General features: G+C 53.9%; 9 protein-coding genes. 6 read left to right on the top strand and 3 right to left on the bottom strand.

Annotated elements, in window-relative coordinates; all coding sequences use genetic code 11:
• Positions 1–7: 7 nt before the first annotated feature.
• The 3 genes from CHH28_RS02035 to CHH28_RS02025 all read right to left on the bottom strand — a co-directional run bounded on the left by CHH28_RS02035 (position 8) and on the right by CHH28_RS02025 (position 3,934).
• Positions 8–1,696: a methyl-accepting chemotaxis protein gene (locus CHH28_RS02035; protein WP_094058744.1), complete on the bottom strand. Its 1,689-nt coding sequence runs from the start codon at positions 1,694–1,696 to the stop codon at positions 8–10.
• Positions 1,697–1,877: 181 nt separating this feature from the next.
• On the bottom strand, positions 1,878–2,123 hold the full coding sequence (locus tag CHH28_RS02030; RefSeq protein ID WP_094058743.1) for a hypothetical protein: 246 nt from the start codon (positions 2,121–2,123) through the stop codon (positions 1,878–1,880).
• Positions 2,120–3,934 carry a Na/Pi cotransporter family protein gene (locus tag CHH28_RS02025; protein ID WP_199243980.1) on the bottom strand — a complete coding sequence of 605 codons (1,815 nt, stop codon included), beginning with the start codon at positions 3,932–3,934 and terminating at the stop codon, positions 2,120–2,122. The genes CHH28_RS02030 and CHH28_RS02025 overlap by 4 nt, the downstream gene beginning before the upstream one ends.
• 103 nt (positions 3,935–4,037) lie before the next feature.
• Between CHH28_RS02025 and CHH28_RS02020 the strand changes: the two genes are divergently transcribed.
• From CHH28_RS02020 to CHH28_RS01995, 6 genes are all read left to right on the top strand, one after another.
• A complete protein-coding gene (locus tag CHH28_RS02020) occupies positions 4,038–4,577 on the top strand; it encodes an outer membrane beta-barrel protein (RefSeq protein WP_157729727.1) in 540 nt (179 codons plus the stop codon).
• Positions 4,578–4,730: 153 nt separating this feature from the next.
• Positions 4,731–6,032, top strand: a complete 1,302-nt coding sequence (locus CHH28_RS02015; RefSeq protein WP_233243709.1) for a DUF2252 family protein — start codon at positions 4,731–4,733, stop codon at positions 6,030–6,032.
• Positions 6,029–7,954, top strand: a complete 1,926-nt coding sequence (locus CHH28_RS02010) for an alkaline phosphatase D family protein (protein WP_094058739.1) — start codon at positions 6,029–6,031, stop codon at positions 7,952–7,954. Before CHH28_RS02015 ends, CHH28_RS02010 begins: the two co-directional genes overlap by 4 nt.
• A 469-nt stretch (positions 7,955–8,423) precedes the next feature.
• Positions 8,424–9,857: a mannose-1-phosphate guanylyltransferase/mannose-6-phosphate isomerase gene (locus CHH28_RS02005; protein WP_094058738.1), complete on the top strand. Its 1,434-nt coding sequence runs from the start codon at positions 8,424–8,426 to the stop codon at positions 9,855–9,857.
• A 228-nt stretch (positions 9,858–10,085) separates the two neighbouring features.
• Positions 10,086–11,834: a type I secretion system permease/ATPase gene (locus CHH28_RS02000; RefSeq protein WP_094058737.1), complete on the top strand. Its 1,749-nt coding sequence runs from the start codon at positions 10,086–10,088 to the stop codon at positions 11,832–11,834.
• Positions 11,831–13,231, top strand: a complete 1,401-nt coding sequence (locus CHH28_RS01995; protein ID WP_094058736.1) for an HlyD family type I secretion periplasmic adaptor subunit — start codon at positions 11,831–11,833, stop codon at positions 13,229–13,231. Before CHH28_RS02000 ends, CHH28_RS01995 begins: the two co-directional genes overlap by 4 nt.

The following is a 13,231-nucleotide window of genomic DNA, read 5'->3' as shown; positions in this document are numbered from 1 at the left end:
CACCATATTAGGTGCGGTATTGCGACACCATGGCCTGCAACTCGTGGGCAACATTTTCCAGTGACTCGGTGCTGGCGTCTGAATTGCTGGTTTCGTCGGCGGTTTCACGAGCAATCGCAACGATGCTGTGAACATTTTCATTAATGGTTGCCGCCACACTGGTTTGCTCCTCTGCGGCGCTGGCAATTTGTGTGGTCATATCATTGATCACCTGCACGGCGCCGGAGATGGTGTGTAATGCCTCGTCGACCTTGCGGCTCTCGCTGACACTGGCGGCGCTGCTTTCCTGAATGCTGCTAATGACCCGCACCGCATCCCCAGCGCCTTGCTGCAGACGGGTGATCATGGTTTGAATTTCATCGGTGCTGCTTTGGGTTTTACTCGCCAGTGAGCGTACTTCGTCGGCCACCACGGCAAAGCCGCGTCCGGCTTCACCCGCTCGTGCTGCTTCGATCGCCGCGTTTAACGCCAACAAGTTAGTTTGCTCGGCGATGCCTCGAATCACATCCAACACACTGCCAATATTCTCGGAATCTTTGCCCAAGGTTTCTATTACGGTGACGCCTTCTTGCACTTGGCTTTCCAGTCCATCGATCACGGCAATCGACTGTTGCAATACTTGCAAAGAGTCTTTGACTTGCTGATCAGCACCACTGGCGGCGTCCGCTGTGGAGCTGGCATGACCGGCCACTTCAGTGGCGGCGGCCGACATCTCATTCATGGCGGTGGCCACTTGGTCACTTTCCTGATGCTGGCGGTCGGCTCCGTTGCGGGCATTATCGACCGCCATTCGCAGCTGCCCGGCTGCACCGACCAAGGTCTGACTGGACGCACAGACCCCTTGTACCAGTTTTTGCACCTGATCAGCGAAGCGATTAAACGCACCGCTAAGGCGGCCCAGCTCATCGTTGCCATCGACACTCATGCGACGGGTCAGGTCACCGTCGCCGCTGGAAATTTCTTCCATCGCTGACACCGCACGATGCAATGGATTGACAATGCGACGGGCCATCCATAACGCCGCGGCTGCCAATAACCCCAGCATAATGACGACAGTCAGCAGCGTTTCTTGCAGGAATTCAGCATTGCGCTGTTTGATTTGTGCCGCCACGCCGGCCAGCTGCTCTTCTATGTCGTCAATGTAAAAGCCGGTACCAATCATCCATTGCAGCTCCGGCACATATTGGCCGTAAGACAGCTTGCGGCCATTGGGGTTGTTGGTGGCTGGGTTATCCCAGCGGTACTCGACAAAGCCATCGCCATTGCGTGAGGCGTCCAGCAGTTCGCGAATAATATAAACACCGTCTTTGTCTTGGATGTTCATCATCTGCTGGCCGACCAATTCGGGTTTGGCGCCATGGGCTTGGGCAACGCCTTGCGTATTGTACGCAAACATATAGCCAGAGCCGCCGCCGTAACGAAAGCGATTCAGCAGCTCTGCGGCCTGCTGGGCACGTTGCTCGGCGCTTAGGCTGTTGTCATTCATTACCGGGCGGATAACCGACACCGCCATTTGCACATAGCTTTTTAGCTCGTTGGACTTGCGTGTCATGGCTTGCTGGCGCATTGAATCAATGCTGGCGGCGGTTTCGTCGGCGGCTGAGATCAGTTGCGTGGCGATCATCAACGCTGCCAGAATCAACACTGGCAAGGTACCTAACAGAATGATTCTGGCTTTGATCGAAAGCTGGGGCATGGCATGTCTCCGCATATGAGCTGTGGCGTATCTCATACTTACGCCTGACTTATAACCAGCTTAGCTCAGTGGCGAGAGTGGATGCTGTGAATTAGAAACCTCTTGACCTGTGTGGCTATTTTGCGAGAACAATGCGCTAACAACTGACTAATTTGTCGCAGTTTGGCTGCTTTGGCAGAGCTTAGGTGGCGTCGTTGGATAACACCGTCAGCAACTTCTGACGCTGCTGCTTGAGCAAGGCGATTTTGTCTTTGAGCTCCTGCTGCTCGTCGGGGTGCTTACTGAGCAACAGCTTCTCTTCCAGGTGTTTCTGCTTTTTGCGCAGTTTTTTCAGGCAATGTTTGATGTCTTTACGCTGCTTTCGTCGTTGGCGCTGATTTTGATCGAAGTAGCCTTGCACACGCTTCATCAGTTTACGAAACTTCATGGCTGATCCCCTTGGAGTGGTTGGCGCGCCAGTTGTCGATAATCGTCGTCATTTAGCGACCAATCGGGGTTGTCCAATTGCGGCGTTAGCAGCAAATATTCGGCTGATGTCAGTAATCGCTTACAGGCATGTAAACAATAGCTTTTGTCGGTCATCAATGATGTAGCCATCACCGAGCTGATTTGCTGCTGTTGAATCAACTGCTCAAGCTGCATATCAATATCATCGTTGAAGCGCTGCAGTTGCAAATGCTGGCGTTGCAGCTGCAGCTCAATGTCTTGGCTGTCCTTCAGTTCCAGCGTTTGATCAAACAGCGTCAAAGTGGCGGCAATTTGAGTGCGCAACGCGTGATAGTTGGCGGTCATGGCCACGGGCCCATGATGCAAATAGTGGGTGAGGTTATCTAACAGATGCTTGACGCCCTTTATGGCTTCCAACAAATGAAACCCTGCCACGCGAATACGCCTGAGCTGTTCATCTTCACCGTTACCGGCGCGCGCTCGCGCCCTGACCACAAACTCAACGATGTCGCCGTACACCGGCTTTAGGCGGTGCTGATAGCCTTGCTGCAGGTGCTGATGCTGCAACTCAATATCGGTGCTTTGCTCGTCGTTGATCAGGCTATGGTGCAAGCGAAAATCATGCGCGCGCCAGCCCAATGCCTGGATGATAACGTCGCGGCTAAAGCGATACAGGCGTTGGGTCTCTTGCTGACTGACGCTAATGGCGGAGGTCGCAGAGGCCAAAGCGGCCTCGTTGAGAAAGCGAGCGCGTTTGCTGTGGCCAGCTTGCTCTGGCAGCCACTTTTGCAGCAGTTGGGCTAATGGCCCGATGGCTGGTGTCATCAGCACCACACCAAGAAAGTTGAACAGACTGTGAAACAACGCCAGGCGCAAAGTATCGCTGTCGGGCGGTAGCTGCAGCCAAGTGGCCAGCCACTCTGTCAACAACAGTAACCAAGGCAACAACAATAAGGCCAACACTCCGGTCAGTAGGTTAAACATCACGTGCCCTGCGGCCAGTTGCCGGCCGGCATGGTTGGCCCCCAGGGCGCCGATTAGCGCCGTGATGGTGGTGCCGACATTGGCGCCAATGGCGATGGACAGTGCAGCGAGGTAGTCGATCTGGCCGTTGGCCAGGGCGGTCAAAATCAATACCAAGGTGGCGTGGCTGGATTGCATGATCACCGTTGCGAGAATACCAAGGGCGACAAACAGCAAACGCGCCGACCATTGCTCACTGTTAATACCGTCCAACACCAGCAGGCTGTCGTAGGCGCTGAACCCCTGTTTCATCATGTGGATGCCAAAGAAGACAAACCCTACACCGGTCAGGATATGGCCCATGCTTTGCCACTTGCGCCGGTGCTGAAATTGCAGCGCGATGCCAAACACCAACAGCGGCAAGGCGTAGGTGGATAACTTAATGGTCAGGCCATACATGGCAATCAGCCAAGCACCCGTGGTGGTGCCAAGATTGGCACCAAAAACGATACCAAGCCCCGCCGTTAGGGGAATCAGACCGGCAGAAATAAACGAGATACTCAGCACCGATACCAATGAGCTCGATTGCATTAGCGTGGTGCTGACGATGCCCACCCCGAGCGCCTTGGCTGTGCTGCTGGTGCAGCGCTGCAGCCATTGCTGCAATACACCGCCGCTGAGCGCTTTAAAGCCACGTTCCAACGACAACATGCCGAATAAAAACAGCGCCACCCCGGCGGCGATTTCTTGAAAGGCGCTGCTGTGCCACAAAGCGATGGCCAGCAGGGTTAATACGATCGGAAAGGCCCAGCGATTTAATACATCCATGACAGAGGTTGGTAGCCCGTTAATGTCATCAGTATAGTGGGAACCAGACAAGGGAGCGGCGACACCGACGCGCCCACAAAATGATGCTGAGAGGAATAACAGTATGATCAGGTTGCGCGCTGTGTGGTTGCTGAGCGTGTTGCTGAGCAGCATGAATGCCAGTGCCGAAGGTTTCTGGACGCTGGGGGCGGGCAGCGGTACTGCGTCAATTCGTGCCGATAATGACAGCGGTTCTATTCGTGTTGAGGGTGACGGACACACGGCGTACCTGGGCTATGGCTGGGGGCTCAGCGAGCGCATCGACGGCTTGCTGACGGCCAACTTTGCACGCTTGCAGGATGTCGATGAGGTCAACGACAGTGTGGTTGGTGCTGAGCTGGGCGTGCGCCTCAAGTTACCCGCCGATGGTTTGCCTAAGCCTGCGTATGTCATCACCACCGCCGGCTGGCACTACGGTGATGCCGTGGCGCGTCACGGGGCATCGTTAATGATCGGCGCGGGCATTCCCGTGTTGGTGTGGCGTCGCGCGTCGGTGGATTTGCAGTACCAATATCGCTACATCAATTGGCGTGATCGCGACGGTTACAACGAGCTGCGCAGTCAGCTCAGTCAGGGAATGATCAGTGCGGAGTGGCGCTTCTAGTCCGCGCAACTTATTTCGTCAAAAAATGTTCGTCTAAAGCGTTCGTCTAGAGCGGGTCAATTTACGCGCTGCGGTATTGGCAGCATAGTGGGCACGCAGACTGTGAGGGAGAGAATGTAAATGACGGCCCCTGCGACAAGAATGAGCGCGGTGATGCGCAGAGTCGATGGTGTTGCTCCGGGAAGTGGCCTGGCCAAGCATCAAAAAATGGCCATCAGCCCGTTTTATATGTTGCGTGGCAGTGCGGGTCAGTTTTACCAAGACCTAGCCGATGCCGTTATTGAACTGCCGGCCGCGCTTACCTTATGGCCGACTACTCTGGTGCAGGGTGACTGTCACGTCGCCAACTTTGGCTTTTTCAGTGAGCAAGGGTCGCACGGCGACTGCATTGTGTTCGCTCCCAATGATTTTGACGACGCTTGCTACGGCCACGCTGGCTGGGATTTATTACGCTATGCCACCAGTCTGGTGCTGGCAGCCGACCATTGCCAAGGTGTCCTGAGCGGCGACTATCCACAAGCCGAAGCGCTTAGCGAACGAGTGTGTGCCGATGACGCAGAGGTGACGGCGGCATTAACTGCATTTTTTGATGCTTATGAGCACACCTGCGAACGGCTTGTGAATGGTCACATAGATTACGATCATGCCCTCGATCACTTCAGCAAAGGGCACCTACTGCGCAAAGCGTTTAAAAAAGCCCGCCGGCGGCGCTGTGGTGCCAAGGACTTTGCTCGCAAGAGTTCGCTGGCGAAGGCCGTTGATCTGGCACAAATGCGCTTTCAATCGCGTCCAGAGCGATTCGAACGCCTGTCCGAGGACGATCAAATCGCCGTAGCGGCGGCGTTTTCGCCCTACGTCGATGATGCCATCTTGGACGTCGTGCGGCGCCTGGATGCCGGCACGGGTTCGCATAATATGCAGCGTTATTACTTGCTGGTTGGCCCGGCTGCGGCCAGTACCGAGCGCGATTGGCTGTTGTGCCATATCGTAGAAGTCAAACAGCAGCGCCCAGCGGCGCCCTTGCATGCATTCCCCGCCCTGCACCCCGGTAACCGTTTGAACCCTGCTCATCTAACGGCCGTATGTCAGCGGCGTATGCAGCGTGCCCCGGATCTCATTGTTGATGAAGTGGCTTGGCGCGGTGCTCATTGGTTGGTGCGCTCACGCCATCACGCTCGTGTTGGATTGGACCCGGAAGATCTCGTCTGCGGGAAGCGTGCTGTCGCGGGAGGGCTGAGTGACTACGCGCATGCATGCGGTATCTCGCTGGCATTGGCTCATGGCCGCGGCGATCGTCGCAGCCAACAGTTTGAGCAGGCGGTCGTCGCTTGCATGGCAAAGGTGCGTGAGTCTTTGATCGACCTGAGTTTGGAATACGCTCGCCAGCTGGTCAGTGATTGGCATTGGCTCAGACAGCAAGAAACCACCAGAACACAAGGATTGCCAGAGCTATGACTACGAGCGAACTGCCGTTGATCCTCGCCGGGCCGTGGCTGCGGCATACCCACACCGAAGGCGCCACGTTGATGTTTGTCACATCCAGGCCGTTGGCGTCAAAAGCTGGGGTGCGCTTGTGGTCGCTGCAAGCAAGCGACTCATCGCGGCCAGTCGATACCATGGCGCTGTTCTCTTCCGACCGGGTGAGTACCCAGCACTTGCCGCTGGGCGAGCACTGCTTTCTATATTGTGTGTGCATTGATCATGCGCTGTCACCTGGCCAGCGTTATGGCTACGACATAGTGGAAGGCGAGCAGTCGCTGTTCGCCGCCGATGAGGCCTTGCTTTATCGCGACCATAGCGCGCCCAGCCTAGGCTGGCAGTCGCAGCTGGGCAGCGTTTGGCATGGCTCCTGTCGCAAACCTCATTGCGATGGTGCGGATGCGTTGGTGCGCGCGGATCAGGAATGGGCGTCGAGGTTACAAACCGGCGCAGCGGCGCCCGATGTATTGTTGATGACGGGCGACCAGATTTACGCCGATGACGTTGCCGGGCCCTTCCTGTACGCCATTCATCAGCTCATCGAGCGTCTTGGTTTGCACGATGAAAATTGGCAAGGCGCCGATGTCAGCAACTTAAAGGATCTGTTGCAGCACGACGAGTGTTATTACCAGCGCCCCAAGTTATTGCCAGACGACAGTGCCGGGCGTGACTTGTCGGATGTGTTTTTTCAGGGCGCACGCAAGCCCATTTTTACCTCGGTGGGAGCCGATAACCACCTCATTGCGTTGGCCGAAATAGTCGCCATGTACTTGCTGGTGTGGTCAGACGTACCCTGGCAGTTGGTGGATATCGATACCCCGCCGTCGGTACTGACAGACCTGCAGCGCCTGCGTTACGACAAAGAGCTGAGCGTGGTCAAAGCCTTTGCGCAAGGCTTGTCATCGGTACGACGAGTGATGGCGCACGTGCCGAGTTACATGATTTTTGATGATCACGATGTCACGGACGATTGGAATCTGACTCGTGGCTGGGAAGAAGCGGCTTACGGTAATCCCTTTTCACGGCGCATCATTGGCAATGCGTTGGTCGGCTATTGGTTGTTTCAGGGTTGGGGCAATCAGCCCGACACCTTTGGCGAAACATTGGAGTTGGCGCAGCAGGCATTGACCCAACGGGGCCCGTATCAGCAGGCGGAGTTAATCGAACACCTGGTAGACTATGACGGCTGGCACTTTGTGTTGGAGACACAGCCGCCGATTATGATGCTCGATACCCGCACTCATCGCTGGCGCTCGGAGAGCAGCTCGGGAAAACCATCAGGGCTGATGGACTGGGAGCGGCTGAGCGAGTTACAGCACCAGTTGATCGATCATCAGCAAGTGCTGCTGGTATCGCCCGCGCCGATCTTTGGCGTCAAGTTAATCGAAGTGGTGCAGCGGGTGTTTACTTTCTTTGGTCACCCACTGATGGTGGATGCGGAGAATTGGATGGCGCACCCGGGGGCGGCCAATGTGCTGTTGAACATTTTTCGCCACCGAAAAACGCCGCCGCAGTTCATCGTATTGTCCGGCGATGTGCATTACTCCTTCACCTACGATGTGGAGCTCAAGCGCCGCCAAGACGGCCCTAAAATTCTGCAAATCACCGCCAGTGGTTTGAAAAATACCTTTCCCGCTCAGCTGTTGCATTGGTTTGATCGCTGCAATCGCTGGCTGTACGCCAGTCGCTCACCACTGAACTGGTTCACCAAACGCCGCTCGATGCGCATTCGCCAGCGCTTTCCACAGCCCAATCCCGAGCGGCGCACTTTGCTTAATGGCTGTGGTTTGGGGGAGTTGGTGTTGGCGGATGAGATCGACGATATGACGGTGAAGGTGCTGCTGGCGGATGGAACTGATGTTCACTTTCCACCGCGCGGTGAAAAGGAATACCGCTAAGCCGCACAGCCATAGCGCAGATCACAACAATGGCTTAGGACATAACCCAGGCACAGCTCACAAACTCGCTAGGGCCTGCTAACACTATTTCGATCACGCTGTTATGAGCTGAAAATCCCTCAACCAAGGCGCGAAGATGGATGTTTAACGAGTTAAATGAAAGATGAGCAACACAGATTGAGGGGTTTTCAGCCATACCCCGAAGGGCTGGAGTCAGTTTTTCCCTGACTCGCGTTATTCGTTGCTTATTTAACCCGTTAAACCACACGCCTCATGCCTTACTCAAGAAAAAACTGACTTCCAGCAGCAAAGAGCTAAATAGTGTTAACAGGCCCTGGAAAAAGGTCAGCTGTGTCAGCCTTTACACTTTGCCTGCACTTTGCGCCCAGCGGGTGTCTGGGTTGGCGCCCGTCATCGTGCTATATTCCCGCGTCGTTTTATCATCCTGCTGAAGAGAGGACCTGCACGCATGATCCCCGTCATACTCGCCGGCGGTTCAGGGACCCGATTATGGCCACTGAGTCGCGCTGCGTTTCCGAAACAGTTTCTGCCGCTGGCGGGTCAGCTCACCATGTTGCAACAAACCACCGCCCGTTTGCAGGGCATGGACATTGAGCAACCGATCGTTGTGTGCAGCGAAGATCATCGTTTTTTGGTGGCAGAACAGCTGCGCCAGCAGGACATTCATGCACAGATCTTATTGGAGCCGTGCGGCCGCAATACTGCACCTGCCATCGCCTTGGCTGCGATGCAGGCTCTGCAGCGCCAGCCTGACAATCCCATTTTATTGGTGCTCGCGGCCGATCATGTGATTGAAAATACCGAGGCATTTCAAACGGCGGTGGCGTCGCTACTGCCCGCTGTGCGTGATGGGCAGTTTGGCACCTTGGGCATTGTTCCCACGGAAGCGGCCACTGGCTATGGCTATTTGAAAGCCGCAGAAGCACAAACCAGTGGCCTGCAGTGCGTCGAGCAGTTTGTAGAAAAACCCGATGCAGCGACCGCCGCGCATTACGTGGCCAGCGGTCAGTATTTCTGGAACAGCGGTATGTTTATGCTGCGTGCCGATCGCTACTTAGAGGCGCTGGAGCGCTTCCAGCCAGAGATGTTCGCCGCGTGTGCTCTGGCGATGAAAGACACCTGTGCTGATATGGACTTTGTCCGTGTGGACGGTGACGCTTTTGCCAGCAGTCCATCCGACTCGATTGATTACGCCGTGATGGAACCGTTAACCGCCGGTGGCAACAGCCCCATTGTGGTGGCGCCGTTAGAGGCCGGTTGGAGCGATGTCGGCTCCTGGTCAGCGCTGTGGGAAATCAGCGACAAAGACGAACATGGCAATGCGTGCCTGGGCAGCGGTGCCGATGGCCACGCTATTTTGCAAGATACGCACAACTCGTTGGTGTATGCCGAGCAGCGTTTGGTGGCCACCTTGGGCGTGGACAACTTGGTGGTGATCGATACCCCGGATGCGGTACTGGTCGCGCACAAAGATAAGGTGCAAGACGTTAAGAACATCGTCTCGCAAGTACGAACCCAAGGGCGTGAAGAGCACGTACAGCACCGCGAGGTGTATCGCCCCTGGGGACGTTACGACTCCATCGATAGTGGTGAGCGCTATCAGGTAAAACGCATTACCGTCAATCCGGGTGCGAAGCTGTCGGTGCAAATGCATCATCACCGTGCGGAGCACTGGATTGTCGTCTCTGGTACAGCCAAGGTCACCAACGGTGACGAGACTTATCTAGTGACGGAGAATCGCTCCACTTTTATTCCCGTAGGCCAAGTCCACGCGCTTGAAAATCCGGGCGTGATCCCGCTGGAGATGATCGAAGTGCAGTCGGGCAGCTATTTAGGTGAAGACGACATTGTTCGTCTGGAAGATCGCTATGGCCGGGTCTGACGTGATAAGTAACGCTACGGCGCGTGCCCAGCTCGGTCGTGTCCTGGCGCCTTGTGGCAAACGCGTATTTGGCCGCCGTCACTTACGCGTGCGCTGTCTGACATTTATTCGCGGTGGACCTCTAGCAATTGGCGCTTAGCGCCCCCATAGACAGCAACAAGGTCATCGTCGCGTATCGCGTTTGCGCCTTCGCTATACGACATTCAATTTCCCGTTTTGGAACAACCCATGCGTAAGCTTTCACAAAAAGACGAGCAAGAGCTGACAGAGCTACAGAAGGCATTAAAAGCCTGTAAAAGCGGCTTTATGTCGGCTGGCTTCTTATCCCTGTTCATTAATTTATTAATGCTGGTACCTGCCATTTACATGCTGCAGGTTTATGACCGTGCACTGGGTAGTGGCAGTGTAGAGACCTTAGTCATGCTCACTATCGTTTTAGTGGGACTATTTGTATCGATGGCTCTCATGCAAATAGCACGGTCTGGAATCCTGATTCGGGTAGGGAATCAGCTTGACCAGAGTATGAATCAAAAGCTATTTGCGTCGATGTTTAAGCAGTCAGTGAATGAGCCTGGTCGGCAAAGTGCGCAGCCAATTTCGGATATGACATCATTGCGCCAGTTCTTGACTGGCCAGGGCTTGTTTGCATTTTTTGATGGACCTTGGCTACCGATTTATATTGCTGTGCTTTTTATGTTCCATACTTGGTATGGCATCTTTGCGGTCATCGCTGTTGTCATTCTTGCGATGCTCGCATACGCAAACGAAAAGGCGACGAAAGATCTACTGGCCGAGGCGGGACAAAAAAATGTTCAATCCTCACAATATGCCACTTCAGCTGTGCGAAATGCTGAAGTCGTCGCGGCTATGGGAATGGAAACGGGGCTGCGTAAAAAATGGCTGGAACGCCATTTGAGTTTTCTGTCCGCGCAGGCTGATGCCAGTGATCGTGCAGCAGTTCTGACCAATGTGTCAAAAGGTCTGCGAATGCTTTTTCAGTCACTGATTCTGGGGTTGGGTGGCTACTTGGCCATTATCCAAGAAATCACTCCTGGGATGTTGATTGCAGGTTCTATTTTGCTGGGGCGTGCTTTGGCACCGCTCGATTTATTAATCGGCTCTTGGAAAGGTTTTGCATCAGCGCGCCAGGCATACGATCGCTTGAATAAATTATTTGCTGTTTATCCGACACAAGAGCCGGGGATGCCACTGCCTGCACCAGAAGGTCAGTTGAGTGCAGAGGGTTTGTTTGTAATTCCTCCCGGCGCTGCAGCTCCTGCGTTGCGTGGTGTTAACTTTGCCCTTGATAAAGGCGATATGCTGGCGGTGGTTGGCCCTAGCGCTGCAGGTAAATCTACGTTAGCACGCTCGCTATTGGGTGTGTGGCCATTGTCTAACGGCAAAGTACGGCTAGATGGTGCGGACGTGCATCAGTGGAATAAAACTGAACTGGGCCCATATATTGGTTATCTGCCTCAAGATATTGAACTCTTTGATGGCAGTATTAGCGAAAACATATGTCGCTTTGGTGAAATCAACTCGCATGCCATTGTGGAGGCGGCGAAACTAGCAGGCGTGCATGAGCTGATTCTGCGTTTACCGCAAGGTTATGACACTGTGATTAGCAGTAGTGGCGGCGCATTATCCGGTGGTCAGCGTCAGCGTATTGGTCTGGCACGAGCGGTTTATGGAAAGCCGCGTTTGGTGGTGCTGGATGAGCCGAACTCCAATCTGGATGATCAAGGTGAAGCTGCGCTGTTGGAAACGTTGGAAAGACTGCGCGAGCAGCAAGTTACAGTAGTACTGATTTCTCATCGGAAACCGATACTGAAGCTGGTGAATAAAATGATGGTGTTGTCAGAGGGGCAAGTAATGATGTTCGATCATCGAGACAACGTTATGCGTGCTCTGCAAGATGGTAAATTAAACCTTGGAAATAGCACCAAGCCTGCTCTGGCTGCGGGAGGTGCGCAATGAGTAAACAAAATAAAGATACCCCTGTAGTGGTTGGTGATGATGGTGTTGTGCACGGCGACTATGTACGTGAAATGTCCGAAGTCAACGTGGCTGACGAGCTGAAAATCGAGACCGATCATAAAGGTCGTTCTCGGTTTGGTTGGTGGGTTGTTGCAGCGACGTTCCTATTCTTTGGCGGATGGGCCGCTCTAGCAAAACTAGATGGAGCTGCGATTGGCATTGGGCAAGTTGTTACCGATTCGCAGAATCGTGTAGTGCAGCATCTTGAAGGCGGTGTGGTTGGTGAGATTTTTGTGAAAGAGGGCGATCAAGTTCAGCAGGGTGATCTACTGTTGCGCCTATCTGATGCGCGGGCAAGTTCAGAGTTGGAGATCGTTGAGTCTCAGCTACGTGAAGCTTTAGGGCAAGAAGCCCGATTATTGGCGGAACGTGCAGCGGCCGACGCTGTCACTTTCCCGGACGAGTTATTGCAGCAATCAGATAAGGCTGAGGTGGAGGCCATTGTCGAAGGTCAGCGCCAGGTATTTGAGGCACGTCGAGAGTCGTATAAATCAAATATTGAGATTTACCAGAAACGTATTTCTGCCTTGGAAAAGCAAATTCGAGGGATGAAAGCTAGACGCGATAATCTGGTTGGCCGTATCCAATCGTACGAAGCGGAAGTAAAAGAGTGGCAGGAACTGTTTGACCGCCAGTTGGCTGATCGTATTCGTTTAAACGATATGCAGCGAGAATTGCTGCGTTTGCAAGGCGAAAAAGACAGTGTTGACGCTGAAATCGCCAAGGCCGAGGTTGATATTAGCTCTACTCGTTCCGAGCTGATGATGAACAAGCAAGTGTACATGGAAGAAGTGGTCACTCAGCTGCGCGAAACACAGCAGAAAAAGGCTGACTTGTTGTCTCGCCAAGTAGCTTGGCGGGATACACTAAATCGAATGGATATTCGCGCCCCCGCTACTGGCGAAGTAGTTGGGTTTGATATCAGTACCGTGGGTGCTGTTGTTCAACCAGGAAAAACCATCATGGAAGTGGTGCCGAATGAGCAAGAGTTTGCCATTAAGGCGCGAGTGCAAGTTGTTGATATTGATCGTATACACCCAGGTTTAATGGCTGATATTCGCTTATCTGCATTTAATTTCCAGGCTGCTCATATCATTGAAGCAGAGGTGTTGCGTGTTTCTGCTGATGCGTTTACTGATGAAAAAACAGGAGAGCAGTATTACGAAGCGCGCTTACAAGTGACCGAAAAAGGTCTGGCGACAATGAAAGAGCAAGAGATGTATTTTGTACCTGGTATGCCAGCTGAGGTCATGATTAAAACAGGCGAAAGAACTGTTATGCACTACTTGTTGGGGCCTGTTATTAGCTTATCTGAAAAAGCTTTTCGGGAGGCATAG

Source organism: Bacterioplanes sanyensis (assembly GCF_002237535.1).
Lineage (GTDB): Bacteria > Pseudomonadota > Gammaproteobacteria > Pseudomonadales > Oceanobacteraceae > Bacterioplanes > Bacterioplanes sanyensis_A.
The sequence above is the reverse complement of the archived record's forward strand: the minus strand, read 5'-3'. Positions and strand labels throughout refer to the sequence as shown.

Excerpts from the sequence above, each read along its gene's own strand:
- CHH28_RS02035 (WP_094058744.1), bottom strand. The coding sequence starts at position 1,696 with ATGCCCCAGCTTTCGATCAAAGCCAGAATCATTCTGTTAGGTACCTTG.
- CHH28_RS02030 (WP_094058743.1), bottom strand. The coding sequence starts at position 2,123 with ATGAAGTTTCGTAAACTGATGAAGCGTGTGCAAGGCTACTTCGATCAA.
- CHH28_RS02025 (WP_199243980.1), bottom strand. The coding sequence starts at position 3,934 with ATGGATGTATTAAATCGCTGGGCCTTTCCGATCGTATTAACCCTGCTG.
- CHH28_RS02020 (WP_157729727.1), top strand. The coding sequence starts at position 4,038 with ATGATCAGGTTGCGCGCTGTGTGGTTGCTGAGCGTGTTGCTGAGCAGC.
- CHH28_RS02015 (WP_233243709.1), top strand. The coding sequence starts at position 4,731 with ATGCGCAGAGTCGATGGTGTTGCTCCGGGAAGTGGCCTGGCCAAGCAT.
- CHH28_RS02010 (WP_094058739.1), top strand. The coding sequence starts at position 6,029 with ATGACTACGAGCGAACTGCCGTTGATCCTCGCCGGGCCGTGGCTGCGG.
- CHH28_RS02005 (WP_094058738.1), top strand. The coding sequence starts at position 8,424 with ATGATCCCCGTCATACTCGCCGGCGGTTCAGGGACCCGATTATGGCCA.
- CHH28_RS02000 (WP_094058737.1), top strand. The coding sequence starts at position 10,086 with ATGCGTAAGCTTTCACAAAAAGACGAGCAAGAGCTGACAGAGCTACAG.
- CHH28_RS01995 (WP_094058736.1), top strand. The coding sequence starts at position 11,831 with ATGAGTAAACAAAATAAAGATACCCCTGTAGTGGTTGGTGATGATGGT.